This window comes from Enterobacter sp. FW301-JW81 (assembly GCF_058788735.1).
Genome location: NZ_JBYTBA010000001.1, coordinates 1,378,912 through 1,404,715, shown reverse-complemented (window position 1 = coordinate 1,404,715; position 25,804 = coordinate 1,378,912). Strand labels below are relative to the sequence as shown.

Sequence of the window (25,804 nt, the reverse complement as noted above, 5' to 3'; positions counted from 1 at the left end):
GCAAGGGCTGACATGATGTCAGCCCTTATTTTTTGCGAGGTTACTGTGTCGCGTTTATTCACGTCAGCCCGTCGGCGGCTTTATCATTTATTATTCGATCCTGAAACGGTATCCGGACGACGCTTCGAAGGTCTTTGTGGTTTATTTGCGCTCCTCAGCGTGGTTGTCATCTTTATTGAATCGGGTGCCGGGACGCAATATCACCTGACGTTTGACGAATGGCATATCTTTGTCTGGCTTGAGCTGGCGATAACCCTGGTCTTTACCGCTGAATACATCCTCAGAGTGGTTACCTGGCCTAACCCGGCCCGATATGTTTTCAGCTTTTGGGGGATTATTGATTTAGCCACCATCCTGCCGCTCTATGTGATGTGGCTGTGGCCGGAAATCAGCCTGAGCTATGTCTTTGCCTGGCGCGCGATGCGCGTTATTCGGGTATTACGTATTCTGAAATTACTGCGGTTTATGCCGTCATTGCGCATATTCTGGAGTGCGATCGTTAGCGCGCGACATCAGCTTATTCTGTTCTATTCTTTTATTGCCATCGTCATGATTGTTTTCGGCGCGCTGATGTATTTAATAGAAGGGCCGAAATATGGCTTTACGACGCTCAATGCGTCGGTGTACTGGGCGATTGTGACCGTCACGACCGTGGGCTACGGCGATATCACGCCCCATACGCCACTGGGCCGCATTGTGGCGTCAGTGCTGATCTTGATTGGATATTCGGTGATTGCGATCCCGACGGGACTCATTACTACGCACATGAGCAACGCATTTCAGAGTCGCAAGCAGCAGCGTAAATGCCCGAGCTGCCATCAGGGCGAACATGAACACAGCGCGCGGTTTTGTAACCGTTGCGGAAGTGAATTGCCGGAGTAAATAAAAAAGGCTGCAATCGCAGCCTTTTTTATTATTCGCGCCAGAGAATATGGCACAGCTTGTGGTCTTTCTCGCGACACAGCAGGACGCGGGCGAAGATGTCGTTAATTTCACCGCCATCTTCATCGGCCAGCCCAATCACCACTTCGGCAAAGAAGTCAGGATTAAGGTCAAAATCCACGTGCTCAGCCCAGTCTTCTGACGGGTCGAACAGTTCAGCGCCGCCGCGCTCTTCGAACTGCAAATTAAAGAGGATCACGTCTGCGGGATCGAGGTTATCAACCGCCAGTTCGAGAAAAATGTCATAGGCCTGCTCGAGCGTTTCGTCTTCGGTCAGGCGATTGTTCAGATCCATTTCCATGATGACTACCTGTTTAACATCGTTGGGCACGTTTTACAGCAACGGACTAAAGAAGTAAAACAGTCGTTCGGCAATTCTCTGCCACAGCGGACGTTTTACCCACAGTCTGGCATCCAGCAGCCGCGAGCGGGAGATATAATCATCCTGCACCGCCGCGAGATCGCCGCCAAAGCCGGCATCATCAATGACCAGCGTGATTTCAAAGTTTAGCCACAGGCTGCGCATATCCAGGTTGACCGTCCCCACCAGGCTCAGCTCACCGTCGACGAGAACGCTCTTGGTGTGGAGCAAGCCGCCCTCAAACTGGTAAATCTTCACCCCCGCGGCCAGCAGTTCGCTAAAGAATGCGCGGCTGGCCCAGCCCACCAGAAGGGAGTCATTTTTGCGTGGCAAAATGATGCTTACATCGACGCCGCGCTGCGCGGCGGTGCAGATTGCGTGCAGAAGATCGTCGCTCGGGACAAAGTAGGGCGTCGTCATGATCAGATATTCACGCGCCGAGTACGTTGCCGTCAGCAGTGCCTGATGGATCAAATCCTCCGGGAAGCCCGGCCCGGAGGCAATGGTATGAATAGTGTGACCGCTGGCCTCCTCAAACGGCATAATATTGCCGTCCGGCGGCGGCGGCAGAATACGCTTGCCGGTCTCTATCTCCCAATCGCAGGAGTAGACGATGCCCATGGAGGTGGCAATCGGCCCCTCCATGCGCGCCATCAAATCCACCCACTGGCCAACGCCCGAGTCCTGCTTGAAGAAGCGCGGGTCAACCATGTTCATGCTGCCGGTGTAGGCAATATAGTTATCGATCATGACCATCTTACGATGCTGGCGGAGATCCATCCTGCGCAGAAATACGCGCAGGAGATTCACCTTCAGCGCCTCTACCACTTCGATACCGGCATTGCGCATCATGCCCGCCCACGGGCTGCGGAAGAACGCCACGCTGCCCGCGGAGTCAAGCATCAGGCGGCAATGAATGCCGCGCCGCGCGGCCGCCATCAGCGACTCAGCGACCTGGTCGGCCATGCCGCCGGGCTGCCAGATGTAGAAGACCATCTCGATATTATGGCGAGCCAGCTGGATATCACGGATTAACGCCTGCATAACGTCGTCGGACGAGGTCAGGAGCTGGAGCTGATTGCCTTTTACGCCGCCAATCCCCTGGCGCAGCTCGCAGAGCTTAAACAATGAGGAGGCGACGCTGCTGTTCTCCTCAGCAAAGATATGTTTGCAGGCTTTAAGATCGTGGAGCCACTTCGCGGTCGAGGGCCACATGGCGCGGGCCCGCTCGGCGCGGCGTTTACCCAGATGAAGCTCACCGAAAGAGAGATAGGCAATAATTCCCACCAGCGGCAGGATATAGATTATCAGAAGCCAGGCCATGGCAGAGGGTACGGCTCTGCGCTTCATCAGGATGCGTAACGTCACACCCGCGATTAACAGCCAGTATCCCAAAATGACCAGCCAACTCACCACGGTGTAGAAGGTTGTCATAGGTAAAAAAATCCTTTTGAAAGCGTATTGTTAAGAGTGTACGCATCAGGATTCATCTGGCAAATAAAAACGCCAGGTAAAAGCGCTGGTTTGCTGCCGGGTTGGGTTTATAATGGCCTTTCTTTAAGAGAAAAAGTGTTAGAGAAAGAGTTGTAAACATGAAGCGCAGTAGAACAGAAGTAGGGCGCTGGCGCATGTTGCGACAGGTGAGTCGTCGCAAGGCTCGTTGGCTGGAGGCACAATCCCGCCGCAATATGCGTATTCACGCCATCAGAAAATGTGGAATCACCAGACACCGTAACGCGTTGCTGTTCGCAGTCCAGGATATCTGAGAACCATGAGGGCACCGTAATGGTGCCCACTGTTTTTATAGCATCTGATTTTTGGGAATAGCGTATTTGCAGCGATATTCCCGTTGTGTTTAGCAAAAGGAGGGAGAAGTGTTTGCGGAGTTTGGTGTACTGAATTTCTGGACGTACGTCGTCGGCGCATTTTTTATCGTGCTGGTGCCGGGGCCAAATACCCTGTTTGTGCTGAAAACCGGGATCGGTCACGGCGTTAAAAAAGGCTATCTCGCCGCGACAGGGGTATTTATCGGCGATGCGGTACTGATGTTTCTGGCCTGGGCGGGCGTGGCTGCGTTAATCCAGACCACTCCGGTGCTGTTTAATATCGTGCGCTATCTCGGCGCTTTCTATCTGCTGTGGCTGGGCGGTAAAATGCTCTGGTCGGTGATCACCCGGCAGAATCATGCTCACGAGAGCGGAACCGAGCCTGCCAGTGCGATCATGAAACGCTCGCTGGTATTAAGCCTGACGAATCCAAAAGCGATTCTATTCTACGTATCGTTCTTCGTTCAGTTTATTGACGTGAATGCTGAGAACACAGGTACCTCTTTCCTGATCCTCGCCACCACGCTTGAATTGATTAGCTTTATGTATATGAGCTTCCTGATCTTCTCCGGCGCGTTTGTGACGCGTTATCTGAAAACCAAAAAGAAACTGGCAAAGCTGGGGAACGGGCTGATAGGGCTGCTGTTTGTCGGGTTTGCGGCGAGGCTAGCGTCGCTACATTGATTGAATGAAAGTCTCCTGAGGGAGCCTTTTTAATTCTGTTTGACAGCTCCTCACTATTTAGTTGTATAGTACAACTAAATAGTGAGGGCATAATATGCACACCGAAAATCCTGTAGTCAGCGTTATCCGTAGTTCCTCGCGTCTGATGGTGCGAGAGTTAGGCTTTATGGCTTCCACTCTGGCCTCAACCCATTATTCACCCTCGGCCGTGCACACCCTCGTCGAAATCGCATTGCGCAAGGAAATGACGGCGGGTCAACTGGTGCAGCTGCTGGGTCTGGAAAAGTCCAGCGTCAGCCGAATGCTGGCTCGCCTGATTGCCGCGGGTGAACTGGAAGAGGTGGTCTCCGCTGAAGATGCCAGAGCAAAATGTCTCCGGTTGACTGCGAAAGGCCATGAGACGGTCAAAAAAATTAATACCTACAGCAACGAGCGAGTTGTCTCAGCGATAAAGTCCCTGAAGCCCGCTCAGCAGCAAACCATCTCTCAGGGATTATCCCTTTACGCCAACGCGCTGCTGGCGTGTCGTGAGACGACTGTCGATACCCGCCCCGACGAGCTTAAGATTGTGCAGGGCTATCTACCCGGCATGATTGGCCGCATTGCCGAAATGCACGAGTGCTATTACGCCCGAGAGCATAATTTTGGTCGCTTCTTTGAGGCCAAAGTGGCCGCAGGTCTGGCTGAGTTTAGTGGTCGGCTGGACAAACCCTGTAACCAGGTCTGGCTGGCGGTGATGAACGACAGGATCGTGGGGTCGGTGGCAATTGATGGCGAGGACTTAGAACAAGGCGAAGCCCACCTGCGCTGGTTTATTATCGACGACGGCTGTCGGGGCCATGGCGCGGGAAGAAAATTACTTACCGAAGCCATGCGTTTTTGCGACAGCATCGGGTTTTCAGCCGTGCATCTCTGGACGTTTAACAAGCTGACCGCCGCCCGGCGGCTGTACGAATCGTTTGGGTTTACGCTGATGAAAGAGTGGGAAGGCGACCAGTGGGGAAGCCTTATGACGGAGCAGCAGTTTACCCGGCACAGAGACGCGTAGCCGCCGCCATAAAAAAGGCTCCTTTCGGAGCCGCTTGGTATCAGAACACTTTCTTATACGGTCGAACCGTCACCTTCGCATACACGCCCGCAGCAACGTACGGGTCAGCGTCAGCCCAGGCCTGAGCGGCTTCCTGGGATTCAAACTCGGCAATGACCGTGGAGCCCGAAAAACCAGCGGCACCCGGATCATTGCTGTCAACCGCAGGCATTGGGCCAGCGGTCAGTAACCGGCCTTCATCCTGGAGCAACTGCAAACGCGCGAGGTGGGCAGGGCGAACAGACTGGCGTTTTGCGAGTGAATCAGCAACATCTTCAGAGTAAATCACGTAAAACACGGCGAAGCTCCTTAACCGGTAAAAGTGTCAGTTACGTTATGTGAAAGGGCAAACGACTGCAATGTAAAATAAAAACAATGTTAATGTCCTGATCTGAATGCGCCTTTTTTGGCCTCTTATGCGCTAAAGTTGCGCCAGAGCAAAGTGTCTTATTGAATATGATTGCTATTTGCATTTAAAATCAGTGTTCGGTTTTTTAACGTTGATGATTATGACTTCGATGACCCTTGATTTACCTCGCCGCTTTCCCTGGCCGACGCTGCTTTCCGTCGTGATTCACGGTGCCGTTGTGGCGGGTTTGCTGTATACCTCGGTTCATCAGGTTATTGAAATGCCAGCACCCGCGCAGCCGATTTCGGTGACGATGGTATCGCCAGCGGATCTCGAACCGCCGCAGGTTGCACCTCCGCCGCCACAGCCGGTTGCTGAGCCGGAGCCAGAACCCGAGCCCGTTCCGGAGCCGCCGAAGGAAGCCCCGGTGGTTATCCATAAGCCTGAACCGAAGCCAAAACCTAAGCCGAAGCCAAAGCCGGTGAAGAAGGTCGAAGAGCGTCCGAAACGCGAGGAGCGCCCGGTTGAACCGCGCGCGACCCAGCCGGTTGAAAATGCAGCACCTTCACGTCCGGTAATGAACAATACCGCAACGACCGCAAAGCCGACGGTAACCGCGCCAGCGGGTCCGCGTGCCCTGAGCCGCAATCAGCCTCAGTATCCGCCTCGCGCTCAGTCCTTACGTATTGAAGGCCGCGTGCGGGTGAAATTTGACGTCACGGCGGAGGGGCGCGTTGATAACGTGGAAATCTTGTCGGCTCAACCGTCTAATATGTTTGAGCGAGAAGTGAAAACGGCTATGCGCAGATGGCGTTATGAGCCCGGCAAGCCTGGTAATGGGCTGATAGTGAACATTGTTTTCCGCCTGAACGGCGGGGCGCAGATGGAATGAAAAAAGCCTCCTGATGGAGGCTTTTTTTTGCCTGTCGATCAGGCCTGCGGAAGCTGACGAGGTTTACCCTCGCTGTCCACTGCGACGTAAATAAACAGCGCTTCGGTGGCCTTGTAGCGCTGCCCAATCGGCTCAGATGAGACTTTTTTGACCCATACTTCAATGTTGATTGAAATAGAGGTGTTGCCGCGCTTGACGCAGCGCGCGTAGCAGCAAACCACATCACCCACCGCAACCGGGCGCAGGAAGGTCATGCCATCCACCCTCACGGTGACCACACGCCCATGGGCGATCTCTTTTGCCAGAATTGCGCCGCCCATATCCATCTGCGACATCAGCCAGCCGCCAAAAATATCGCCATTGGCATTGGTGTCAGCGGGCATTGCCAGTGTGCGTAAAACCAGTTCGCCCTGAGGGGCGTTAGTTGTTGTCATTGTTTTAACTCGTAACGGAAGACTTCAGGCGGGATGCTACTATGATTTTGAGGCGGAGAGAATAGACCAGAACGCCTGTCGTTAACGTCCTGGTCAGTCATTAATCAGTGCTTGTCGTCCTGCGGCATGTGGCGATAGATATAGACGCCGCTTAACAGCGTGAAGATAAGCGTCAGCGCGGTCAGGCCGAAGACCTTAAAGTTGACCCAGATATTCTGCGGCAGCCAGAAGGCGATATAGATGTTGGCGAGGCCGCAGAGAATAAAGAAGACCGCCCAGGCGATATTCAGACGCGACCAGACTTCCTGAGGCAGGGTCAGCTCCTTGCCCAGCATGCGCTGGATCAGCGGCTTTTTCATTACCCACTGGCTGATTAGCAATGCACCCGCAAACAGCGCGTAAATCACGGTCACTTTCCACTTAATAAATTCATCGTTGTGGAAGAACAGAGTAAGCCCGCCGAACACGGCGACCAGGACGAACGTTATCAGCGCCATTTTTTCGACTTTACGATAGCGAACCCAGCTGTAGATCAGTACAACAGCGGTCGCAACGATCAGCGCAGTGGTCGCGGCATAAATGTCATACAGCTTATAAAAAGCAAAAAAGACCACGAGCGGTAAAAAATCAAGAAACTGCTTCATTCTGTGATTCCATCTTCTGAGCGGGGCGGGAGACAGCGATGTCCCCGCCGCAGGATTACTGACGAATTAACATATACAGGCGGAACAGGTAGACCAGCAGTACCGCTGAAATCAGATTGCTCAGCGTATTCGCCACCACTGCGCCAACGTTTGGCGTCAATACCGCAAAATTCGGTGCAAACAGTAACAGGAGCGTTTTGGCGAGCAGCCAGCCGATCACGGCGGGAGCCACCAGACGCATATTAGCCCATGCCAGTCTGATGCTGCTGCGCATCGCGGTAAAAATACCCATTTTGTCCTGCACAACCATGACCGGGGCAAAGGAGAGCACGATAGCCAGTAACACACCCGGCACCACGACCAGCATAATCCCCATTTGCACCAGCAGGGTGGTTAAAAAGATCAGGATAAACAGCTTAGGCAAGACCGGTGCGCTGGCACCAATCGCCCGTAAGGCGCTGACCCGGTGACCCGCCGATACCAGCTGAATCATCAGTAAAACGCCGCCCGCCAGAACCGCATTACCAATAAGTCCTGAGAACGTGGATGCAGCAGAGGCCCGCAGCAGAATTTGTTGCTGCTCCGGCGTCATGTTTTGCACCAGCTCAAACAAACCCACGCTTCCCGCAAGATGGTCGCCCTGGCTCAGGCTGGCAATCTGTTCTTCACTCGGTGAGAACGCATGACCCAGCACCACCGTGATAAAGGCGCAAAGCAACGCGATCAGTAAAAAGGTTATGAACTGATTGCGGAAAAAGTTTCCCGTGTCACGGTAGACAGACTTCGCCGTGATAGACATGCACTCTCCTTGAGTATTGCAGGTGTTAATTAGCCGGCAATTGTACACCGGATGCGCCTGCTGTGGCAGCATCAAGGCTTGTATGGAAAAGCATATCTTTGTAAAGCGGCGGTAATCCAACGCGCGCCCGGGCGCGATTGCAGGATTCATTGACCTGCCCATCTTCTCCCGACATGGCAAATTCCCGGCACGGGCTGGGACGATCCTCATAGATAGAACACCGGGTAGAAACCCCGGGCTCACCCTGTAGTGCCGCACAGCGGACCTGTTTTTGGTTCGTGCCGCTCATGCAGCGCAGAAACGGCGTTAGCGGCTCTGTGAGATGAACCGGAACGGTACCGCCGCCATCGCTGGCTTCGGCCCAGTAGAAAGAGACTCGAAAATACGCACAACAGGCTCCGCACGTCATGCACGGGTTTTTATCACTCATGGCACACCTGCAAATGAAGAACGCATCAAATCAACTTGTGAGAGCGCTAAATTATCCAGCCGCCAGAGGAAGAGCAAGAGGGTGAAATGAGATAATTTTGTAACTGTGGAATGCCAAAAATTGACATGGAAACAACTTATTGCTTTGCGATGCGCCACAAAAAATTAACCCAGATCAATGAATGTTAACTTACTGGTTTTAATGTGATCTGTGGCAGATCACTTATTACTCATTTGTGAGTATATTCTCACCCGCGATTAAAACCACAACGATGGAGCGGATATGAAAAAATTAGCGGTGGCAGCCCTTGTATTAAGCAGTCTCTCTGGCGGCGCGTATGCGCATGAAGCAGGCGAATTCTTTATTCGTGCCGGTTCGGCTACGGTTCGTCCAACTGAAGGTTCTGATAACGTGCTGGGGATGGGCGGTTTTAACGTCAGTAATAACACCCAGTTAGGGTTAACCTTTACCTATATGGCGACGGATAACATTGGTGTTGAGCTTCTGGCCGCAACGCCTTTCCGTCATCGCGTAGGTCTTGGACCAACCGGTGATATCGCCACGGTGCATCATCTGCCGCCAACGCTGATGGCGCAGTGGTACTTTGGTGATTCAAGCAGCAAGGTGCGTCCTTATATTGGCGCGGGCGTGAACTACACCACCTTCTTTGATGAGAAGTTTAACGATACCGGGAAAGAGGCCGGTCTGACCGATCTCAGCCTGAAAGATTCGTGGGGGATGGCAGGGCAGGTCGGGCTGGATTATCTGATTAACCGCGACTGGTTAATCAACGCCTCCGTCTGGTATATGGATATTGATACCGACGTACGCTTCAAAGCGGGCGGTCAGCAGCAAAGCATCAGCACTCGCCTCGACCCGTGGGTATTTATGTTCTCTGCGGGTTATCGTTTCTGATCTCCCGTCAAACTGGCCACGCGGTGGCCAGTTTGTTTTGCACGCTTCAAAACGACGGATACACCGGTCGCTCATCAAGTTTTACGCAATGCCTCAGGACCTTTTCCCCATCATATAAATAGCTGAAAGCGTCGCTGGACGTGGAATGGAAAAGAATATCGCCATTCGCAAACGGGATAATTTCGGTATCTCCCGCGCGCTTGTGTCCCGCACCGGTTTCGAAATGACCGCGCCACCTTTCCTGCGTATGGTCGTAAACGTGCAGAATAATCTCGACGAGCCCTCTTTCCGGACAATTAAGGCGCAGGAAGGTAGATGAGAAATTCAGGGAGAGTGCGTGAAAGGGAATCAATAGGGTGAAAACCAGTAAAGCTCGTAAATACATCAAACCGCTAAAACCTCCTTTAAAAGGGATATAAGATTTTACTTAAGTCGAAGGTTTGGGTTTTGCCGTGGATCAACACGCCTTACAATTCAAAGCGATAAAGGCCCCTTACGAGGCCTTCAGCGATCATTTTTGAATCAAATAGCGAATGGTCGGGCCATCCTGCTGGATGTCCAGCACGGTGTAGCCGTGATTTTTGGCATCCAGCGGAATGTTGTTAATGGACTGCGGGCAGTCGCTCACCACTTCCAGAATTTCACCTTTTTTAAGCTGCGGGAGCGCTTCAAGCGTAGCGACGGCCGGGTAAGGGCAAGGTTCACCGACCATATCCAGGCGGTAGTCAGGCACGATATCTTTCATGCAGCATTCTCCTGCGTTTCAGTTTTGACGGTGGCACGACGAAAGAACCGTTTCTCCTGCGCGACGACCAGTAAAAAAGCGACAAGCAGCAGGCCATAGGTGACCAGCAGGCCGCCGAGCGGACCGAAAGTGCTTAGCAGGTTGACCTTATCCCAGCTAGTAGCCAGAGCCGGGGAGAGATCGTCCCAGAAGTACGCCAGGATCGTTGAGCCAATAACATTCCCCAGGCCCACCCACCAGTAGTGCACCTGACCTTCAACAGCGCGGTACATCCAGCCAGTTTCACACCCGCCGGCCAGCACAATTCCGAAGCCAAACAGCAGACCGCCAATAACCGCGTTAGGACCGGCCCACATGATTTTGGGTTCGACGCCTAGCTGAACATAGCTGAAAATCCCGATGGCGCTGACCGCCATCCCGGCGATAATCGCCTTCGCCATCATCGTGCGGCCGGTGATCCACATATCGCGAAACGCTGAGGTGAAGCAGATCTGCGCGCGTTCAATGAGCAGGCCAAAACCCACGCCGAACAGCATTGCCAGACCGAGTTTGGGCTGGTTCATGGCCGTACACAGCGCCCACGCCACCATAGCCAAAAACACCAATATACCGAGGCGGAAACGGCGACGCGCCTGAGAGGGCTTTTGCGTCAGCGGCGACGCGGCGCTCACTTTGACCATTTTGACGGGAATACGAAACAGCGGCAGAAGGGTAAATTTAGCGCCAAAGTAAGAGCCGATGGTCGTAGCGACAGCAAAGAACCAGGCATGCAGCGAAAACTGAGGGATCCCGGTAAAGAAGGCGGCAAGGTTACACCCCATCGCCAGGCGCGCGCCGAATCCGGCAATGATACCGCCGGCAATCGCCTGCAAAATGCGGATCCGGCTTTTGGGCATCCTGAGCTTGACGTTATTTGCCCACAGCGCAGCAGCAAAACAGCCGCCGAACATGCCGATGATCATCATGCCGTCGATGCGGGTTAGCGGCGTGCCGTCCAGATGAATGAGTTTAAAGTATCCCCACTCTTCGGTATGCACGCCAGCCAGTTGCAGCAGTTGCCCACCCCAGCGGGTGAACTCGCCGGTAACTGCCCAGAAGGTGCCTGTAATGCCGAAGTAGTAAGTAGAGAGAATGCCCGCCGCAATGACGGCCGGGACAGGTGACCAGAACTTAACCAGGTAAGTCTGTTTGAAGTATTGCCATGACATGAATAAGCCTCTGAACTCAGAAGGTGTATGTTGTTTTAACGGACTGGAATATATAACTTTTTTCCTTACGCTAAAACCTCGCTGATGTCTTTCTCTAAAATACCTGTCTTTTTAATGACCTCAGTCATTAAACTTTGCAGTTCCCTATACATGAGCATAGTCCCGCAATTCATACAGCAAGCATGCCCCATTGCTCATCATGATCTTTCATTGTAGATGTCAGTCGTAGCATAATCATTGGTTGTTATGTGCCTATACTTCGAACGGGGATAACGCCAGAGACGGGAGATAGGTTCTCACATTTAAAGGTGAAAGTAGTAATAAATATTTTCTAGGAGGGGGGTATATATAAATGAAACTTTTTTTCATTATAAAAAACCAGGGAAAGCTGAACTTCCGGCGCTCAGGCGCCGGAGATGATTACTTACTATAAGCTTTTTTATTAATGCTGCTGAAATTCATTTTCTTTATGAAAGGTCTTTCAATAAAGTGATAAGTAAATGCAGAGAGAAGGCATATTGCTATGTACGATAAGACCAAGGTAACAAAAATACGTGTACTTAATTCTAACTTACCGTTTGTTTGTAAGTGAAGGATTACAGGAAATAAAATTAACCCTTGCGTTAAATATAAACTGTAACTTATTGCGCCAAGGCGAATAGCTGCTCTTGTAATTAAAAAGCCAAAAAGATTTGCACCTGAAACCACAGAAAAGAATATAATGCAGAGGAATAGTTTCTCGGGTGGGCCGTAAAGTGTAGGTTGCGCTAATATGGTGATAATTATCATGAATGCCAATATAGCGTTAGCGGATTTTTTTGTAATGACTACTCTATCCTTGACTTCACTGCATAACATCCCAGCGAAAAAATATGACCATAGATATGCATCGTTAGTAAAGCCGGGAAGGAAATATACGGAGAAAGCAAAAAGAGAAATGGTTAACTCGAATGACCATTTTTTAAACATAAATAACAGTGGGAGAGAAAAGTAAAAAATCCACTCCCACCGAAGAGTCCACGTCACCCCAGCCAGGGCCATAAAAGGATACTGGAATGATGTGACAGGCGGTTTGTCATTCCAGAGTCCGATATCAAACCAAGAGAGCGCATTTGTTACTACACCGACAGAAAACTCCTTCCGTTCGGTTAACAATAAAAGTAAACATAAAGCAACTAAAGAACAAAATATTGATAAAGGAGCAATTCTATATATTCGTTTTTTATACAGATCAACCCAGTCCACATCATTTACTCTTTTGACTTTCCCCCAGAACAAGAAAGCCGTAATCATGAAAAATAAGGCAACCCCATATTTCCCTATATAAAGCAATAAGTCTGAGGTGGGAGCCCAATTGCCTTTTGTTATATATGTATAAGCACAGTCCATATGATGAAATATTACAAATGAAGCAAGCACGTATCTTATTCCATCTATGCTGTTTGACCTTGCTGGATCAGTATCTTCATCTATAAATTTGAATAGCGGTAGGCTAAAAATCACAATTGCCGATGCTAAGCATGTTAAAACCAGGCAAATCGAAAAATATAAATCCATCATCAAACCTTACGGATATTAATATAGAAAAAATAGTTGGGCTTTACCTGACCCAACACTATTCTATCATTGCTTTATGTAATCGTCGAGACAACATAATTTATTAAATTTTATCCAAAATTTGTGGTTTATTTAACCTTAGGCTTTAACATACCCAAGAGCGCATGCAACAATACGCTAAATGAATTTGTCAGAAGTTATTGCACCGCAGGGACCTATCTCATCAGGTTCTTTCGGGACTTCTTCCTAAGACAACCATTTCCGTGCAGGGTCAGATGACGGTACTAACGAGCGCAGGCTATGATTATTGGCCAGCCCTTTATCAGTTGCAGACGTCAAAATGATAAAACCTTATACTTGATCTATTCTTCGAACGGAGTGCTATTGATAGCTGTGAAGAAAGTTTGTGTACCGACTAATCAGTGAATGAAGTAAGACTTTTTTCTGGTTACCTGCTTTTTCCGCCCTTCCTAAACCAGCCGGGGCGCCGGTCAGGGATGCAGGCTCAAGATATAGTTGCTCTTCGTGTTCAACCTCTGAAGTCGACAGCACAGGCGTTGAATAAATATTTAAATAGTTAATGTTATGTTAAAGTATAGTAGAACTCGATGCAGGCGTTTTCAATGGCGAAAACTGACTCTATAACCACTGATGAATTCATGATCATTCATCAGAAGTTGTACCGGATTTCAAAGACGTGGGGTGATTTATGGTTAACATTATTTTTTTACGCGCTGAAAGTTGTCGGGTTGTCAGCATAAATACAGTGATATCAACGATGATTTATTGCATCTCGCGGCAACACCAAAATTTGAGTCGCGGACAGTAAGGCTGTGCAAGATACTGCGGCAATTATTTAATAAAAGAAAGCTGGCTAATCTCCTAGATATCTATGTTTTTCAGAGTAAATCAAATCGCGTAAAAGGAGTTGCAAAACCAGTAACAACGGTGGCGATGAATATAGCTCTTAAAGAGGCTGCCAGAGAAATTGCAAACAAAAATGTCACTATGAAAAGTGCTCAGCAGATAAGGGGCTAAGGAATTTGCAAAGTTCCTGGTGGTCGTACGATTATTTTTTATAAGACGTGTAGGTAAGGTACGTCATGAAATATCATTAAAATACACATCTCAAAGGAACAATGTTACACCACTGTTTTTTATACTCCATCCCGGTGAAGTATTTTCCCAATGAAAATATGATTTGTTTGTCATTTTGCTCACACAGTTCTCGGGCTCGATTGTAATTTTCCCAAAGCAAGATGCTCCCCGCACCAATGTCATTATATTGGGGAGCATATCCACCATTGATATCATCGAAATAGATCCATTCGGGGCATTCAATTTTGAATATTAAATCAATTGCTATGATTTTCTTATTGAATGCGAGCGCAGAGCCAAAAACCATATGCCTCAGATTTTAAATAGCATCAAGCAGGTTCTCACTTGGATAGGGCGATATCTTGCCGCGCCAGCGCGCATTAAATAAGTTTATGTAACTGTCACAAATGTCTTCGACAGAAAGATTATTTACATCCAGTATTTCCCCGCCAAGTTTGAGGAAACGATTCCTTTCGCCATTTCTTTTCTTAGTCGTCTTTGTAGAAAATACAGGTTTCATATGACATATCTCATCGTTCAGCATTTTACTGCTGAACGAATTGATGAACGCGTGTTTCTGTAATGGCGAAAGTTTTTTTGTCCTGATCGGAAGGAAAGATTTTGAATGAGGGGCTCTGGGTAATAATTATACCCTCAAAAACAAACGGGTGTGATTTTGAATAGAGATTCAGAGAACCACTGATGGAGTAAGTTGATGAGACAATCACCCCATCTTTTTTTCTACAGAAAAAAGAATGTCTTTTTTTCGTTTTTTTGCCAGATAGGTAACACATCCGGGTGTGTGCATACACTTCCGCCACAAACTGAATAAGCTTGGCGGTAAATGCTCAGGTCACACTCTTCACATCCACAAATAAAACTTCTCAACATGTTGTCCAGAGATTTTTGCAATTACAAATATACGCATACTTTATACATTCCTTACAGTATGTAAATCGACAAAGAGATATTGTTGACTACTTGTTTAGTGAAGGGGGGATTAAGTACTGGTGTGCTATTTATTGCAATTGATATTAATGCTGAAAATGAAGAAAGTGTGTAATAAAAGAAGAGAACCGTCTGACTGGGATGCCAGACGGTCGAAAGATTAGGCTTTACGCGTCGCTGCTTTCATTGCAGCCACGAAAGCTTTTAACTCAGCCAGCATCTGCTCTGGCTTGTCCACGTTCTTCTCAATGATTTTGACGATAGCAGAGCCGGAGATCGCACCTGCCGCTTTCGCCTCAATCGCCGCGGTGACCTGATCGGGAGATGAAATACCGAAGCCCTGCAGCGGAGGTGCAGCGTGGTATTCAGCCAGCTTTTCCACCAGATGATGCAGCGGCAGCGCCGCCTTGTTCTCAGCACCGGTCACGCCCGCGCGGGAGAGCAAGTAGGTATACCCGCGTCCGTAAGAGGCAATCTGGCGCAGCAGCTCGTCATCAGCGTTAGGTGGGCAGATGAAAATCGGGGCGACGTTATGGCGCATCGCCGCCTGGCGGAATGGCGCAGATTCTTCAACCGGCACGTCGGCTACCAGCACCGAGTCAACGCCCACCCGCGCGCACTCGGCATAAAATTCGTCGATGCCGCGGTTAAACACCAGGTTAGCGTACATCAGCAGACCAATAGGAATGGTCGGGTGCTTCTGGCGGATCGCGGCCAGCATCTCGAAACACTGGGTTGGCGTCACGCCCGAAGCAAATGCGCGCAGCGTCGCGTTCTGAATGGTTGGGCCATCCGCCAGCGGGTCAGAGAACGGAATACCCAGCTCGAGTGCATCAGCGCCGGCTTCAATCAGGGTGTCAATAATCTTCAGCGACTGTTCCGGGCCCGGATCGCCCAGAGTGACGAAGGGAACGAACGCGCCTTCCTGGCGGGATTTTAGCTCTGCAAATACGTTATCGTAGCGTTCCATCAGATTTCCCCTCGTGCTTTCAGAATATCGTGAACGGTGAAGATATCTTTGTCACCGCGGCCGGAAAGGTTCACCACCAGCAGCTGTTCTTTTTCCGGGTTTTCTTTAATCATTTTTAGCGCATGTGCCAGCGCGTGCGAAGATTCCAGCGCCGGGATGATCCCTTCGCTGCGACACAGCGTTTTGAACGCCTCCAGGGCTTCGTCATCGGTAATGGAAACGTAATCCGCACGACCGGTGCTGTTCAGGAAGGCATGCTGTGGCCCAACAGAGGGGAAATCGAGACCGGCAGAAATAGAGTAAGACTCTTCAATTTGGCCTTCATCGGTCTGCATCATTGGCGCTTTCATACCGAAGTAGATCCCCACGCGGCCATGCTTCAGCGGCGCGCCGTGTTCGCCCGTTTCAATTCCGTGGCCGGCGGGTTCAACGCCGATCAGGCCCACGCTGGTGTCGTCAATGAAATCGGCAAACATGCCGATGGCGTTAGACCCGCCGCCAACGCAGGCGATAACGGCATCCGGCAGGCGACCCTCTTTTTCGAGGATCTGTGCTTTGGTTTCTTCACCGATCATGCGCTGGAATTCGCGCACGATGGTCGGGAACGGATGCGGACCCGCAGCGGTACCCAGCATATAGTGCGCGGTCTCATAGCTGCCAGACCAGTCGCGCAGCGCTTCGTTACAGGCATCCTTCAGCGTGGCGGAGCCGCTGTGCACCGGGATCACTTCGGCGCCCATCAGACGCATGCGGAACACGTTTGGCGACTGACGCTCAACGTCTTTCGCGCCCATGTAGATGCGACACTTCAGGCCGAGCAGGGCGCTGGCGAGCGCGGAGGCGACACCGTGCTGGCCCGCGCCGGTTTCAGCGATGATTTCGGTTTTGCCCATACGCTTTGCGAGCAGCGCCTGGCCAAGAACCTGGTTGGTTTTATGGGCACCGCCGTGCAGCAGATCTTCACGCTTCAGATACAGCGTGGTTTTCGTGCCTTCCGTCAGGTTACGGCATTTTGTCAGCGCCGTTGGGCGGCCTGCGTAATTTTTCAGCAGGTCGGTAAATTCAGCCTGAAACGCCGGATCTTTCTGCGCGCTGACAAAGGCTTCTTCCAGCTGGCGCAGCGCGGGCATCAGGATTTGCGGGACGTACATCCCACCAAACTCACCAAAGTACGGGTTAAGTAATGTCGTCATCTTCTCTTCCTTAATATGCACGCAGAGTTTTAAACACTGAGGCCAGTTTGCTGGCATCTTTTATGCCGGGTTGGGTCTCTACGCCTGAATTGAAATCAAGGCCTGCGCAGCCGGTTTTGGCGGCTTCAACACAGTTATCCGGGCTTAATCCACCCGCCAGCAGGACGTTGTCCAGCTTTTCGCCGTTCAGCAGCGACCAGTCAAATCGCTGGCCCGTGCCGCCCTGGCCGTTATCGAGGACGTATTTGTCCACATGGCTCAGGTTTCGCGCGGGCAAGGTATCGCCGACGCTTTGTGCTTTCCAGATCTGCACCTGAGGCGCGAGAGCGGTTCGCAGGGCATCGATATACGCCTGATCTTCGCCACCGTGGAGCTGCACCGCGCTCAGAGATAACGCCTCGGCTTTTGCCACGACCTCTGCGATATCCGCATTGCGGAACACGCCGACATAGCTGAGAGGGGCCGCGGCGATCACCTTACGCGCCTGCTCTTCGCTCATCGCCCGAGGGGAGGTATCCACGAAAATCAGTCCGCCGTAAATGGCACCTGCTTCATACGCGGCCTGAGCATCCTGTTCGCGGGTTAAGCCGCAGACTTTGTTTTCACCCAGCAGCACGCGGCGCACGGCAGCATTGAGATCGTCATGCTCCATCATGGCGGAGCCAATCAGAAAACCGTTGGCAAAGTGGCTCAGCTCTCGCACCTGGGCGTAGCTGTTAATCCCGGACTCGCTGATAACGGTTACGCCGGCGCCCAGGCGCGGCGCCAGCTGGCGCGTGCGGTTGAGGTCAATCGACAGATCGCGCAGATCGCGGTTGTTGATCCCGACAACTTTGGCCCCGAGTTGGATGGCGCGTTCGAGCTCCTCTTCGTTGCTTACTTCGGTCAGCACGCCCATATTCAGGCTGTGCGCGACGGCAGCGAGCTGGCGATACTGTTCGTCATCAAGCACCGAAAGCATCAGCAGGCAGGCATCAGCCTGGTAGAAACGCGCCAGCCAGATCTGATACGGGTCAATAATAAAGTCTTTGCACAGGATCGGCTGCGGCGCGATGCCGCTGACGATCGGCAGAAAATCGAAGCTGCCCTGAAAATATTTTTCGTCCGTCAGCACCGAGATAGCTGACGCATGATGCTTATAAATGCCGGCAATACGCGCCGGGTCGAAATCGTCACGAATAACGCCTTTAGACGGGGACGCCTTTTTGCACTCAAGAATAAACGCGGTGCGCGCCCCCTGCAGGGCGTCATAGAAACGACGGCTGCTCGGGACGACGTCGTTCTGGAAACTGGCAAGCGGCTGCTGTTGCTTGCGGGCTTCCACCCAGATGGCCTTGTCGGCAACGATTTTCGCTAAAACGGTCTGCATTCTTTACCCTCTTGCCGCAAGTGCGGTAACGCGATCGTAAGCTGCACCGGAGCGCAGTACATCCAGAACTTTTTGAACGTTGGCCTTCAGGTCTTCCTCACCGTGCAAACGCATCAGCATGGCGACGTTGGCAGCAACGGCGGCCTCATGGGCGACCTCACCCTTACCTTGTAATAAGCGCGTCAGAATGTCACGGTTTTCTTCCGGCGTACCGCCTGCCAGCGCTTCCTGATGATACGGCGCAAGGCCGAAGTCGGCAGCGTCCAGCTGGTAGCTCAGAATCTCACCGTCGCGCAGTTCGGCCACCAGCGTCGGGGCATGCAGCGACACTTCATCCATACCGCCGCTGTGCACCACGGCGGCACGCTGGTAGCCCAGGACGCGCAGCGTTTCTGCAATCGGCAGGACCAGCTCCGGGCTATAGACGCCAATCAGCGCCAGCGGCGGGTGAGCCGGGTTTATCAGCGGCCCCAGGACGTTAAACAGCGTGCGGGTTTTAAGCTGCTGACGAACCGGCATCGCGTGGCGGAAACCGGTGTGATACTTCGGCGCAAACAGGAAGCAGACGCCCAGATCATCCAGCGCTTCACGGGAACGCTCGGCGTTCATATCGAGATTAATACCGAATGCGGCGAGCAAATCAGACGAGCCTGACCGGCTGGAAACGCTGCGGTTACCGTGTTTCGCGACCTTCAAACCACACGCTGCCGCCACGAAGGCGCTGGCGGTGGAGATATTGATGCTGTTACTGCCGTCACCGCCGGTGCCGACAATATCGGCAAACTGATAGTCCGGGCGCGGGAACGGCGCGGCATTTTCCAGCAGGGCCGTGGCGGCGCCGGCGATCTCCTGTGGGCTTTCGCCGCGCACTTTCATGCTCACCAGCGCGGCAGCCAGCTGCTCAGGCTTCAGCTCGCCGCGAACCACCGCGGAGAAGAGCTGGTGGCTCTCCTGCTGGCTCAGGGTCTGCGCCTGGTACAGTTTTTCCAGAATTGGCTGCAGGGTGTTGGTCTGCTCCAGCTTCTGTAACGCCCAGTCCAGGGTCTGTTCCAGCAGACGGGCACCGTGGGAGGTCAGGATCGATTCCGGGTGGAACTGCATGCCGCAGACGCGGTCAGCGTCGTGACGTACCGCCATCACCATTCCTTCAAACGAGGCGTTAATGGTCAGTCCGGCGGGAATGTTGCTTCCGACCAGCGAGTGGTAGCGCGCAACCGGAAGCGGATTCGGCAGCCCGGCAAACATCGCCTGGCCGTCATGTTCGATGCTGGACGCTTTACCGTGCAGGATCTCACCCGCCTGGCCGACGTAGCCGCCGTAGGCTTCAACGATGGCCTGATGGCCCAGGCAGATGCCGATAATCGGCAGCTTGCCGCGCATGCGGGTCAGCAGCTCGGGCATACAGCCCGCTTCGCTCGGTGCGCCGGGACCCGGGGAGAGCATCAGCACCGGGTTTGGCATGGTTGCCAGACGGTCAATCAGGGTCTGCGCCGGTACATGGTTGCGATAGATAACGACGTTATGACCATTCGCACGCAGCTGATCTGCCAGGTTATAGGTAAAGGAGTCGATATTGTCGAGCAGCAGAATATCAGCCATCAGAATATCTCCTGTGCATGGTGTGCGGTTGCAATGGCGCGAAGGACCGCACGCGCTTTACTGCGCGTTTCGTCAGCTTCAGACTGCGGAACAGAATCAAGAACAATCCCGGCTCCCGCCTGTACGGTAGCAATACCGTCTTCGACATAGGCGGAGCGGATCACGATGCAGGTATCGAGGTCACCGTGGGCCGTGAAGTAGCCCACCGCGCCGCCATAGCTTCCGCGACGGCGCCCTTCGGCCGCGGCAATCAGCTGCATGGCGCGCACTTTCGGCGCACCGCTCAGGGTGCCCATGTTCATGCAGGCGCGATAGGCGTGCAGCGCGTCGAGATCGTGGCGCAGCTCGCCGACCACGCGGGAGACCAGGTGCATCACGAACGAATAACGGTCAACTTTGGTCAGGTCCGCCACGTAGCGGCTGCCCGGGGTGCAAATGCGGGCCAGATCGTTACGCGCAAGGTCAACCAGCATCAGGTGCTCGGAGAGCTCTTTGTGGTCGGTACGCATTTCAAGTTCGATGCGGCTGTCCAGATCGCGATCCAGGGAGCCGTCGGCACGACGCCCGCGTGGACGGGTTCCGGCAATCGGGTAGATCTCAATCTGGCGGCTGGTGGCGTCATATTTCAGCGAGCTTTCCGGCGACGCGCCAAACAGCGTGAATTCGTTGTCCTGCATAAAGAACATGTACGGGCTTGGGTTACTCTTCTTCAGCACGTCATAGGCCGCCAGCGGGGACGGGCAGGGCAGTGAGAAGCGACGGGAAGGCACCACCTGGAAAATTTCCCCGGCGCGAATCGCCTTTTGCATCTGGCGAACCACGGCACCGAACCGATCGTCCGTCTGGTTTACATCGCATGTCATTTTTTCCACGCGCTGCACCGGCAGCGCAGGTGGCGCTTCGCGCATCTGCTGTTCCAGTTGTGCGATACGGTGTTCGAGGCGTTCTTTCTCCGCGCTGGACGGCGTGAACAGGCTAGCCTGAATGCGGGTGTACTTTTTCTGATGGTCGATCACCAGCAGGGTTTCAGCCAGATAGAAGCAGTAATCCGGGCAGCGGTTGCCCTGTTCCGTTTCCGGCAAATCTTCGAAACCGGCAACCAGGTCGTAAGCAAACAGCCCGCCAAAGAACATCGCTTCACGTTCCTCTGCCGGCACGGTGACCAGATTCTGCAGCAGGCGGAAGGCATCGAAAACGGAAAGAGAGCAGAGCCGCGCGTCTTCGTCCAGCAGCTGGCTGACCGCCGGGAAATGCAGAATGCGCATTTCCGGGTGGCGTTCATTTTCAATACCTGAAGGCAGAGCGGCATCCAGCAGCGGCAGAAGCGATGCGCCATTGTCCGACAGCGCCTTGATCGTGACGGTATCACCTAACGCGGTAATGCGCAGTGCGCTATCAACCAGCAGCAGACTCTTGAGATCGTCCTTGCTGTCGATATCCGCAGATTCCAGCAGCAAGGTCGCCGGACGGGCACCGCACACCTGATGAAACAGGGCAGTAGGGTTGTGACGATAGGCCGCCTCGCAGGTCAGCAATTCGAGGTGTGGTTTGGCTGTTTGCATTATGTTGTTCTCATTTTCTGTTCAAAAAAAAGCCCGCTTGGTAGCGGGCTGGGTATCTGTTTGCATTTCGCAGACGTGTGACACTGCCCGAAGATCAGGAAGTACGCCACCAACCGTGCAGAGTGAAATGTGCTGTCATTTTCAGATACCTTTCTCGTGTGAACTTGCGTACTAGTTAACTAGTTCGGTGGCGTATTGTCAACCCTTGATTTCAGAATTTCGCGTTAAGTCGGTATCATGGTGGTTTCGGATGTATCCAACCTGTGATGGGAAGTGCTTTGAGCGATACTACCTACGCCATTATTTATGATTTACACAGCCATACTCAGGCCTCTGATGGCCTGCTGACACCCGAAGCCCTGGTTCATCGTGCCGTTGAAATGCGCGTTGGCACGCTGGCGATAACCGATCACGATACGACAGATGCCATTCCGGCGGCGCGCGCCGAGATTGCCCGCAGCGGGCTGGCGCTGAACCTGGTCTCCGGCGTCGAGATATCCACGCTCTGGGAAAACCACGAAATTCATATTGTTGGCCTGAACATCGACATAGAACATCCGGCACTTCGTACGTTTTTGCAAGAACAAAAAACGCGCCGCAACCAGCGTGCAGAGATGATCGGCGAGCGTCTGGAAAAGGCGCATATTCCGGGCGCGCTGGAAGGCGCGCAGAAGATGGCGAACGGCGGGGCGGTGACTCGCGGCCATTTCGCCCGTTTTCTGGTTGAGGCAGGCAAAGCAACGACCATGGCGGATGTCTTTAAAAAGTATCTGGCACGGGGGAAAACCGGATACGTTCCGCCACAGTGGTGTACAATAAAACAAGCTATTGATGTGATTCATCATTCTGGCGGTAAGGCCGTGCTGGCCCATCCGGGACGGTATAATCTTTCTGCTAAATGGCTGAAAAGACTGCTGGTACACTTTGCCGAAAGCGGCGGTGAGGCGATGGAAGTCGCCCAGTGTCAGCAGGCGCCCAACGAGCGTGCGCAGCTCGCGACCTATGCCCGCCAGTTTGGCCTGCTTGGGTCACAAGGGTCTGATTTTCATCAGCCCTGCGCCTGGATCGAACTGGGGCGCAAGCTCTGGTTGCCCGCTGGCGTTGAACCTGTCTGGCAGCTCTGGGAACAGCCGCAGCAAATTGAAGAGAGGGAAGTATGAGTCAGTTTTTCTATATCCATCCGGATAACCCGCAGCCGCGCCTGATTAACCAGGCCGTGGAGATCGTCCGCAAAGGCGGCGTGATCGTCTACCCGACCGATTCAGGCTACGCGCTGGGCTGCAAAATTGAAGATAAAGGGGCAATGGAGCGCATTTGCCGTATTCGCCAGCTGCCGGACGGCCATAACTTTACCCTGATGTGCCGCGACCTTTCTGAGCTGTCGACCTACGCCTATGTCGATAACGTGGCGTTTCGCCTGATTAAGAACAACACGCCGGGTAATTACACCTTCATCCTGAAAGGGACAAAGGAAGTGCCGCGTCGTCTGTTGCAGGAAAAACGTAAAACCATCGGCATGCGCGTGCCGTCGAACCCGATTGCGCAGGCGCTGCTGGAAACCCTCGGTGAACCGATGCTCTCTACCTCGCTGATGCTGCCGGGAAGTGAGTTTACCGAGTCCGATCCGGAAGAGATCAAAGATCGTCTGGAGAAGGTAGTCGAGCTGATTATCCACGGCGGCTATCTCGGCCAGCAGCCGACCACCGTCGTCGACTTAACCGAAGATGCCCCGGAAGTGATTCGTGAAGGCGTGGGCGACGTAAAGCCTTTCTTGTAAAGGTATAAGCAGATATACTACGCGGCCATCAAAGCAGGGCGCGGCCCTGTTTTGACCTGATTCGACGCCTGTGAAGGCGACACCTGAGGAAGCTCAATGAGCGAGAAGTTACAGAAAGTGCTGGCGCGCGCCGGCCACGGTTCACGCCGTGAAATCGAAGCCATTATTGAAGCGGGCCGCGTGAGTGTGGACGGTAAAATCGCCACGCTGGGCGACCGCGTAGAAATCGTACCGGGGCTGAAGATCCGCATCGACGGTCATCTTATCTCCGTAAAAGAATCCGCTGAGCAGATCTGCCGCGTGCTGGCTTACTACAAGCCGGAAGGCGAGCTGTGCACCCGCAACGACCCGGAAGGTCGCCCGACGGTGTTTGACCGTCTGCCAAAACTGCGTGGCGCTCGCTGGATTGCCGTCGGTCGTCTGGACGTGAACACCTGCGGTCTGCTGCTGTTTACCACCGATGGTGAACTGGCGAACCGTCTGATGCACCCGAGCCGTGAAGTGGAACGCGAATACGCCGTGCGTGTATTTGGCCAGGTTGATGAAAATAAACTGCGCGATCTGTCGCGCGGCGTTCAGCTGGAAGACGGTCCTGCGGCGTTCAAAACCATCAAATTTACCGGTGGGGAAGGCATTAACCAGTGGTACAACGTGACGCTGACCGAGGGCCGTAACCGCGAGGTGCGTCGTCTTTGGGAAGCGGTGGGCGTCCAGGTTAGCCGTCTGATCCGCGTCCGCTACGGCGACATTCTGCTGCCAAAAGGTCTGCCGCGTGGTGGCTATACCGAATTGGATCTGACGCAAACCAACTACCTGCGCGAGCTGGTTGGCCTGACGCCAGAAACCACATCTAAAGTGGCGGTAGAGAAAGATCGTCGTCGCATGAAGGCGAATCAGATTCGCCGTGCGGTGAAGCGCCACAGCCAGGTGAGCAGCAACCGCCGCTCCGGCAGCCGTAACAACAACGGTTAAAAACGAAAGCCCGGTCAGTGACCGGGCTTTTTTTTAATAATCAATCCCGATTTGCGCTTTGATGCCCGCATCGAAGGCGTGTTTCACCGGACGCAGTTCGCTGACGGTATCTGCCAGCTCCAGAATATCCCGATGACACCCGCGCCCCGTGACGATAACCGTCTGATGCGCTGGGCGGTTTTTCAGGGCTGTCAGCACGGCCTCCAGCGGCAGATAGTCGTAGGCGACCATGTACGTTATCTCATCCAGCAGAACCATATTCAGCGTGGGGTCAGTCAGCATTCTTTTGGCGTGCTCCCAGACGGCGAGACAGGCTGCGGTATCGGTTTCCCGGTTCTGCGTGTCCCACGTAAACCCGGTCGCCATCACCTGAAACTCTACGCCGTGAGGCTCAAGTAAATTTCGTTCGCCGTTGGGCCATTCGCCTTTGATAAACTGGATAACGCCGACTTTCTGCCCATGGCCAACCGCGCGGGTGGCAGTACCAAACGCGGCAGTGGTTTTCCCTTTGCCGTTGCCGGTAAACACGATGACGATCCCACGCTCGTCCTGCGCTGCCGCGACGCGTGCGTCGACCTGTTCTTTCAGACGCTGCTGGCGCTGCTGATGACGTTCTTCACTCATTGCGAAATTCCCGGTTTACGGCCCGGCTGGGCGTCAAAGGTCATCCCGGTCTTGCGGCGGCTGTCGTCGCCCATCAGCCAGAGATAGAGCGGCATAATATCGGCCGGGGTTTTCAGCTTCTGCGGATCTTCGCTCGGGAACGCGCTGGCGCGCATTTTGGTGCGCGTACCGCCCGGGTTAATGCAGTTCACGCGAAGATGACGGCTCTGATACTCCTCCGCCAGCACCTGCATCATGCCTTCGGTGGCGAATTTTGATACGGCATAAGCACCCCAGTTTGCGCGCCCTTCGCGGCCTACGCTGGAGGAGGTAAAGACCAGGGAGCCTGACTCGGATTTGAGTAATAAAGGAAGCAATGCCTGGGTGAGGAAAAACGTGCCGTTGACGTTAACCTGCATCACCTGTTGCCAGATATCCGGATCCTGTTCATCCATTGGCCGCACCTCTCCAAGCAGGCCGGCGTTATGCAGCACGCCGTCGAGCCGTGGATAGTGGGTGCTGATGCGTCGGGCTAATTCCTGACACTCCGCGGGCGTACAGGTAAGTAAATCGAGCGTATACCACGGAACCGGAGTGCCGTATGCGGCCTCAATCTCCTGAGCGACGCTTTTCAGTTTTTCTTCGTTGCGCCCTATCAGAATAACGTTCGCGCCGTACTCGGCGTAGGTCAGGGCTGCCTCGCGGCCAATCCCATCGCTGGCACCGGTGACAAGAATGATCCGGTTCTGCAGCAGATTTTTTTGCGGTTGATAATGCACGGTGGCTCCTCAGGTGCCCGGTGATTCAGTGGCACCTTCATAATGACTTTTCGGCTTTATG

General features: G+C 53.1%; 28 protein-coding genes, 1 pseudogene and 1 other annotated feature. Of the genes and pseudogenes, 10 read left to right on the top strand and 19 right to left on the bottom strand.

Annotated elements, in window-relative coordinates; translation table 11 throughout:
• Positions 1–12: 12 nt before the first annotated feature.
• Entirely contained in the window at positions 13–882 is an 870-nt protein-coding gene (locus AC3WOK_RS06665; protein WP_059311604.1) for an ion transporter, read from the top strand.
• Between the two features lie 31 nt (positions 883–913).
• Here AC3WOK_RS06665 and AC3WOK_RS06660 read toward each other — a convergent pair whose 3' ends face one another.
• Together AC3WOK_RS06660 and cls are read right to left on the bottom strand one after the other, a co-directional pair.
• Positions 914–1,243: an HI1450 family dsDNA-mimic protein gene (locus AC3WOK_RS06660; protein ID WP_006810881.1), complete on the bottom strand. Its 330-nt coding sequence runs from the start codon at positions 1,241–1,243 to the stop codon at positions 914–916.
• A 33-nt stretch (positions 1,244–1,276) separates the two neighbouring features.
• On the bottom strand, positions 1,277–2,737 hold the full coding sequence (gene cls, locus AC3WOK_RS06655; protein ID WP_047348247.1) for a cardiolipin synthase: 1,461 nt from the start codon (positions 2,735–2,737) through the stop codon (positions 1,277–1,279).
• 158 nt (positions 2,738–2,895) lie between these two features.
• Between cls and AC3WOK_RS06650 the strand changes: the two genes are divergently transcribed.
• The 3 genes from AC3WOK_RS06650 to AC3WOK_RS06640 all read left to right on the top strand — a co-directional run bounded on the left by AC3WOK_RS06650 (position 2,896) and on the right by AC3WOK_RS06640 (position 4,861).
• Positions 2,896–3,069 (top strand): YciY family protein, encoded by a 174-nt coding sequence (locus AC3WOK_RS06650; RefSeq protein WP_447855798.1) that lies wholly within the window; start codon positions 2,896–2,898, stop codon positions 3,067–3,069.
• 108 nt (positions 3,070–3,177) lie between these two features.
• Complete coding sequence (gene leuE, locus AC3WOK_RS06645) at positions 3,178–3,813, top strand: leucine efflux protein LeuE (RefSeq protein WP_047348248.1); 636 nt, start codon at positions 3,178–3,180, stop codon at positions 3,811–3,813.
• A 94-nt stretch (positions 3,814–3,907) separates the two neighbouring features.
• The gene (locus AC3WOK_RS06640; RefSeq protein ID WP_492354203.1) at positions 3,908–4,861 is read left to right on the top strand and encodes a bifunctional helix-turn-helix transcriptional regulator/GNAT family N-acetyltransferase; all 954 of its coding nucleotides are present in this window, start codon (positions 3,908–3,910) and stop codon (positions 4,859–4,861) included.
• A 40-nt stretch (positions 4,862–4,901) separates the two neighbouring features.
• On the opposite strand, the gene AC3WOK_RS06635 is transcribed toward AC3WOK_RS06640, so the two are convergent.
• Positions 4,902–5,198: a YciI family protein gene (locus tag AC3WOK_RS06635; protein WP_047348250.1), complete on the bottom strand. Its 297-nt coding sequence runs from the start codon at positions 5,196–5,198 to the stop codon at positions 4,902–4,904.
• A 220-nt stretch (positions 5,199–5,418) separates the two neighbouring features.
• On the opposite strand from AC3WOK_RS06635, the gene tonB reads away from it, so the two are divergent.
• Positions 5,419–6,141 carry a TonB system transport protein TonB gene (gene tonB / locus AC3WOK_RS06630; protein ID WP_429053093.1) on the top strand — a complete coding sequence of 241 codons (723 nt, stop codon included), beginning with the start codon at positions 5,419–5,421 and terminating at the stop codon, positions 6,139–6,141.
• Positions 6,142–6,179: 38 nt separating this feature from the next.
• On the opposite strand, the gene yciA is transcribed toward tonB, so the two are convergent.
• The 4 genes from yciA to AC3WOK_RS06610 form a co-directional block, all read right to left on the bottom strand.
• Positions 6,180–6,575 carry an acyl-CoA thioester hydrolase YciA gene (yciA, locus tag AC3WOK_RS06625; protein WP_008502796.1) on the bottom strand — a complete coding sequence of 132 codons (396 nt, stop codon included), beginning with the start codon at positions 6,573–6,575 and terminating at the stop codon, positions 6,180–6,182.
• 104 nt (positions 6,576–6,679) lie between these two features.
• Entirely contained in the window at positions 6,680–7,219 is a 540-nt protein-coding gene (locus AC3WOK_RS06620) for a septation protein A (RefSeq protein ID WP_023312088.1), read from the bottom strand.
• A gap of 55 nt (positions 7,220–7,274) precedes the next feature.
• On the bottom strand, positions 7,275–8,018 hold the full coding sequence (locus AC3WOK_RS06615; RefSeq protein WP_033145752.1) for a YciC family protein: 744 nt from the start codon (positions 8,016–8,018) through the stop codon (positions 7,275–7,277).
• 25 nt (positions 8,019–8,043) lie between these two features.
• Positions 8,044–8,448: a YkgJ family cysteine cluster protein gene (locus AC3WOK_RS06610; RefSeq protein ID WP_059309854.1), complete on the bottom strand. Its 405-nt coding sequence runs from the start codon at positions 8,446–8,448 to the stop codon at positions 8,044–8,046.
• A gap of 282 nt (positions 8,449–8,730) precedes the next feature.
• Between AC3WOK_RS06610 and ompW the strand changes: the two genes are divergently transcribed.
• Together ompW and AC3WOK_RS06600 are read left to right on the top strand one after the other, a co-directional pair.
• Positions 8,731–9,363 carry an outer membrane protein OmpW gene (gene ompW / locus AC3WOK_RS06605; RefSeq protein ID WP_059309855.1) on the top strand — a complete coding sequence of 211 codons (633 nt, stop codon included), beginning with the start codon at positions 8,731–8,733 and terminating at the stop codon, positions 9,361–9,363.
• Between the two features lie 145 nt (positions 9,364–9,508).
• Positions 9,509–9,682, top strand: coding sequence for a hypothetical protein (locus AC3WOK_RS06600; protein ID WP_165587294.1), 174 nt, complete (start codon positions 9,509–9,511; stop codon positions 9,680–9,682).
• 192 nt (positions 9,683–9,874) lie between these two features.
• On the opposite strand, the gene yedF is transcribed toward AC3WOK_RS06600, so the two are convergent.
• From yedF to trpL, 10 genes and pseudogenes are all read right to left on the bottom strand, one after another.
• A complete protein-coding gene (yedF, locus tag AC3WOK_RS06595; protein ID WP_006175744.1) occupies positions 9,875–10,108 on the bottom strand; it encodes a sulfurtransferase-like selenium metabolism protein YedF in 234 nt (77 codons plus the stop codon).
• Positions 10,105–11,316 (bottom strand): selenium metabolism membrane protein YedE/FdhT, encoded by a 1,212-nt coding sequence (gene yedE, locus AC3WOK_RS06590; protein ID WP_492354202.1) that lies wholly within the window; start codon positions 11,314–11,316, stop codon positions 10,105–10,107. Before yedE ends, yedF begins: the two co-directional genes overlap by 4 nt.
• Before the next feature lie 420 nt (positions 11,317–11,736).
• On the bottom strand, positions 11,737–12,876 hold the full coding sequence (locus tag AC3WOK_RS06585; protein ID WP_492354201.1) for an acyltransferase family protein: 1,140 nt from the start codon (positions 12,874–12,876) through the stop codon (positions 11,737–11,739).
• A 1,111-nt stretch (positions 12,877–13,987) separates the two neighbouring features.
• Positions 13,988–14,605: pseudogene (locus tag AC3WOK_RS06580) on the bottom strand (GNAT family protein); the annotation flags it as partial.
• A gap of 474 nt (positions 14,606–15,079) precedes the next feature.
• Positions 15,080–15,889, bottom strand: a complete 810-nt coding sequence (trpA, locus tag AC3WOK_RS06575) for a tryptophan synthase subunit alpha (protein ID WP_492354200.1) — start codon at positions 15,887–15,889, stop codon at positions 15,080–15,082.
• Positions 15,889–17,082, bottom strand: coding sequence for a tryptophan synthase subunit beta (gene trpB / locus AC3WOK_RS06570; RefSeq protein ID WP_047348255.1), 1,194 nt, complete (start codon positions 17,080–17,082; stop codon positions 15,889–15,891). Before trpB ends, trpA begins: the two co-directional genes overlap by 1 nt.
• Positions 17,083–17,092: 10 nt before the next feature.
• Positions 17,093–18,451 carry a bifunctional indole-3-glycerol-phosphate synthase TrpC/phosphoribosylanthranilate isomerase TrpF gene (gene trpCF / locus AC3WOK_RS06565; protein WP_492354199.1) on the bottom strand — a complete coding sequence of 453 codons (1,359 nt, stop codon included), beginning with the start codon at positions 18,449–18,451 and terminating at the stop codon, positions 17,093–17,095.
• A 3-nt stretch (positions 18,452–18,454) separates the two neighbouring features.
• Complete coding sequence (gene trpD, locus AC3WOK_RS06560) at positions 18,455–20,050, bottom strand: bifunctional anthranilate synthase glutamate amidotransferase component TrpG/anthranilate phosphoribosyltransferase TrpD (protein ID WP_492354198.1); 1,596 nt, start codon at positions 20,048–20,050, stop codon at positions 18,455–18,457.
• Positions 20,050–21,612: an anthranilate synthase component 1 gene (locus AC3WOK_RS06555; RefSeq protein ID WP_063429637.1), complete on the bottom strand. Its 1,563-nt coding sequence runs from the start codon at positions 21,610–21,612 to the stop codon at positions 20,050–20,052. The genes trpD and AC3WOK_RS06555 overlap by 1 nt, the downstream gene beginning before the upstream one ends.
• A 23-nt stretch (positions 21,613–21,635) precedes the next feature.
• Positions 21,636–21,730, bottom strand: a sequence feature (Trp leader region).
• Positions 21,707–21,751, bottom strand: a complete 45-nt coding sequence (trpL, locus tag AC3WOK_RS06550) for a trp operon leader peptide (protein WP_106993556.1) — start codon at positions 21,749–21,751, stop codon at positions 21,707–21,709. It overlaps the preceding feature by 24 nt.
• A gap of 127 nt (positions 21,752–21,878) precedes the next feature.
• Here trpL and rnm point away from each other — a divergent pair, with 127 nt between their 5' ends.
• From rnm to rluB, 3 genes are all read left to right on the top strand, one after another.
• Complete coding sequence (rnm, locus tag AC3WOK_RS06545) at positions 21,879–22,772, top strand: RNase RNM (RefSeq protein ID WP_492354245.1); 894 nt, start codon at positions 21,879–21,881, stop codon at positions 22,770–22,772.
• On the top strand, positions 22,769–23,389 hold the full coding sequence (locus AC3WOK_RS06540; RefSeq protein ID WP_003856793.1) for an L-threonylcarbamoyladenylate synthase: 621 nt from the start codon (positions 22,769–22,771) through the stop codon (positions 23,387–23,389). Before rnm ends, AC3WOK_RS06540 begins: the two co-directional genes overlap by 4 nt.
• 96 nt (positions 23,390–23,485) lie before the next feature.
• Positions 23,486–24,361, top strand: a complete 876-nt coding sequence (rluB, locus tag AC3WOK_RS06535) for a 23S rRNA pseudouridine(2605) synthase RluB (RefSeq protein ID WP_008502809.1) — start codon at positions 23,486–23,488, stop codon at positions 24,359–24,361.
• 33 nt (positions 24,362–24,394) lie between these two features.
• Here the strand turns inward: rluB and cobO are convergent, their stop codons facing one another.
• A complete protein-coding gene (gene cobO / locus AC3WOK_RS06530) occupies positions 24,395–24,985 on the bottom strand; it encodes a cob(I)yrinic acid a,c-diamide adenosyltransferase (RefSeq protein ID WP_059309861.1) in 591 nt (196 codons plus the stop codon).
• The gene (locus AC3WOK_RS06525; protein WP_063429643.1) at positions 24,982–25,743 is read right to left on the bottom strand and encodes a YciK family oxidoreductase; all 762 of its coding nucleotides are present in this window, start codon (positions 25,741–25,743) and stop codon (positions 24,982–24,984) included. Before AC3WOK_RS06525 ends, cobO begins: the two co-directional genes overlap by 4 nt.
• Between the last annotated feature and the right edge of the window lie 61 nt (positions 25,744–25,804).

Excerpts from the sequence above, each read along its gene's own strand:
- AC3WOK_RS06585 (WP_492354201.1), bottom strand. The coding sequence starts at position 12,876 with ATGATGGATTTATATTTTTCGATTTGCCTGGTTTTAACATGCTTAGCA.
- AC3WOK_RS06620 (WP_023312088.1), bottom strand. The coding sequence starts at position 7,219 with ATGAAGCAGTTTCTTGATTTTTTACCGCTCGTGGTCTTTTTTGCTTTT.
- AC3WOK_RS06650 (WP_447855798.1), top strand. The coding sequence starts at position 2,896 with ATGAAGCGCAGTAGAACAGAAGTAGGGCGCTGGCGCATGTTGCGACAG.
- tonB (WP_429053093.1), top strand. The coding sequence starts at position 5,419 with ATGACCCTTGATTTACCTCGCCGCTTTCCCTGGCCGACGCTGCTTTCC.
- yciA (WP_008502796.1), bottom strand. The coding sequence starts at position 6,575 with ATGACAACAACTAACGCCCCTCAGGGCGAACTGGTTTTACGCACACTG.
- AC3WOK_RS06555 (WP_063429637.1), bottom strand. The coding sequence starts at position 21,612 with ATGCAAACAGCCAAACCACACCTCGAATTGCTGACCTGCGAGGCGGCC.
- rnm (WP_492354245.1), top strand. The coding sequence starts at position 21,879 with ATGGGAAGTGCTTTGAGCGATACTACCTACGCCATTATTTATGATTTA.
- cobO (WP_059309861.1), bottom strand. The coding sequence starts at position 24,985 with ATGAGTGAAGAACGTCATCAGCAGCGCCAGCAGCGTCTGAAAGAACAG.
- yedE (WP_492354202.1), bottom strand. The coding sequence starts at position 11,316 with ATGTCATGGCAATACTTCAAACAGACTTACCTGGTTAAGTTCTGGTCA.
- ompW (WP_059309855.1), top strand. The coding sequence starts at position 8,731 with ATGAAAAAATTAGCGGTGGCAGCCCTTGTATTAAGCAGTCTCTCTGGC.
- AC3WOK_RS06660 (WP_006810881.1), bottom strand. The coding sequence starts at position 1,243 with ATGGAAATGGATCTGAACAATCGCCTGACCGAAGACGAAACGCTCGAG.
- AC3WOK_RS06640 (WP_492354203.1), top strand. The coding sequence starts at position 3,908 with ATGCACACCGAAAATCCTGTAGTCAGCGTTATCCGTAGTTCCTCGCGT.
- trpB (WP_047348255.1), bottom strand. The coding sequence starts at position 17,082 with ATGACGACATTACTTAACCCGTACTTTGGTGAGTTTGGTGGGATGTAC.
- trpCF (WP_492354199.1), bottom strand. The coding sequence starts at position 18,451 with ATGCAGACCGTTTTAGCGAAAATCGTTGCCGACAAGGCCATCTGGGTG.
- cls (WP_047348247.1), bottom strand. The coding sequence starts at position 2,737 with ATGACAACCTTCTACACCGTGGTGAGTTGGCTGGTCATTTTGGGATAC.
- rluB (WP_008502809.1), top strand. The coding sequence starts at position 23,486 with ATGAGCGAGAAGTTACAGAAAGTGCTGGCGCGCGCCGGCCACGGTTCA.
- AC3WOK_RS06600 (WP_165587294.1), top strand. The coding sequence starts at position 9,509 with ATGGAAAAGAATATCGCCATTCGCAAACGGGATAATTTCGGTATCTCC.
- AC3WOK_RS06615 (WP_033145752.1), bottom strand. The coding sequence starts at position 8,018 with ATGTCTATCACGGCGAAGTCTGTCTACCGTGACACGGGAAACTTTTTC.
- AC3WOK_RS06665 (WP_059311604.1), top strand. The coding sequence starts at position 13 with ATGATGTCAGCCCTTATTTTTTGCGAGGTTACTGTGTCGCGTTTATTC.
- AC3WOK_RS06540 (WP_003856793.1), top strand. The coding sequence starts at position 22,769 with ATGAGTCAGTTTTTCTATATCCATCCGGATAACCCGCAGCCGCGCCTG.
- yedF (WP_006175744.1), bottom strand. The coding sequence starts at position 10,108 with ATGAAAGATATCGTGCCTGACTACCGCCTGGATATGGTCGGTGAACCT.
- trpD (WP_492354198.1), bottom strand. The coding sequence starts at position 20,050 with ATGGCTGATATTCTGCTGCTCGACAATATCGACTCCTTTACCTATAAC.
- trpA (WP_492354200.1), bottom strand. The coding sequence starts at position 15,889 with ATGGAACGCTACGATAACGTATTTGCAGAGCTAAAATCCCGCCAGGAA.
- AC3WOK_RS06610 (WP_059309854.1), bottom strand. The coding sequence starts at position 8,448 with ATGAGTGATAAAAACCCGTGCATGACGTGCGGAGCCTGTTGTGCGTAT.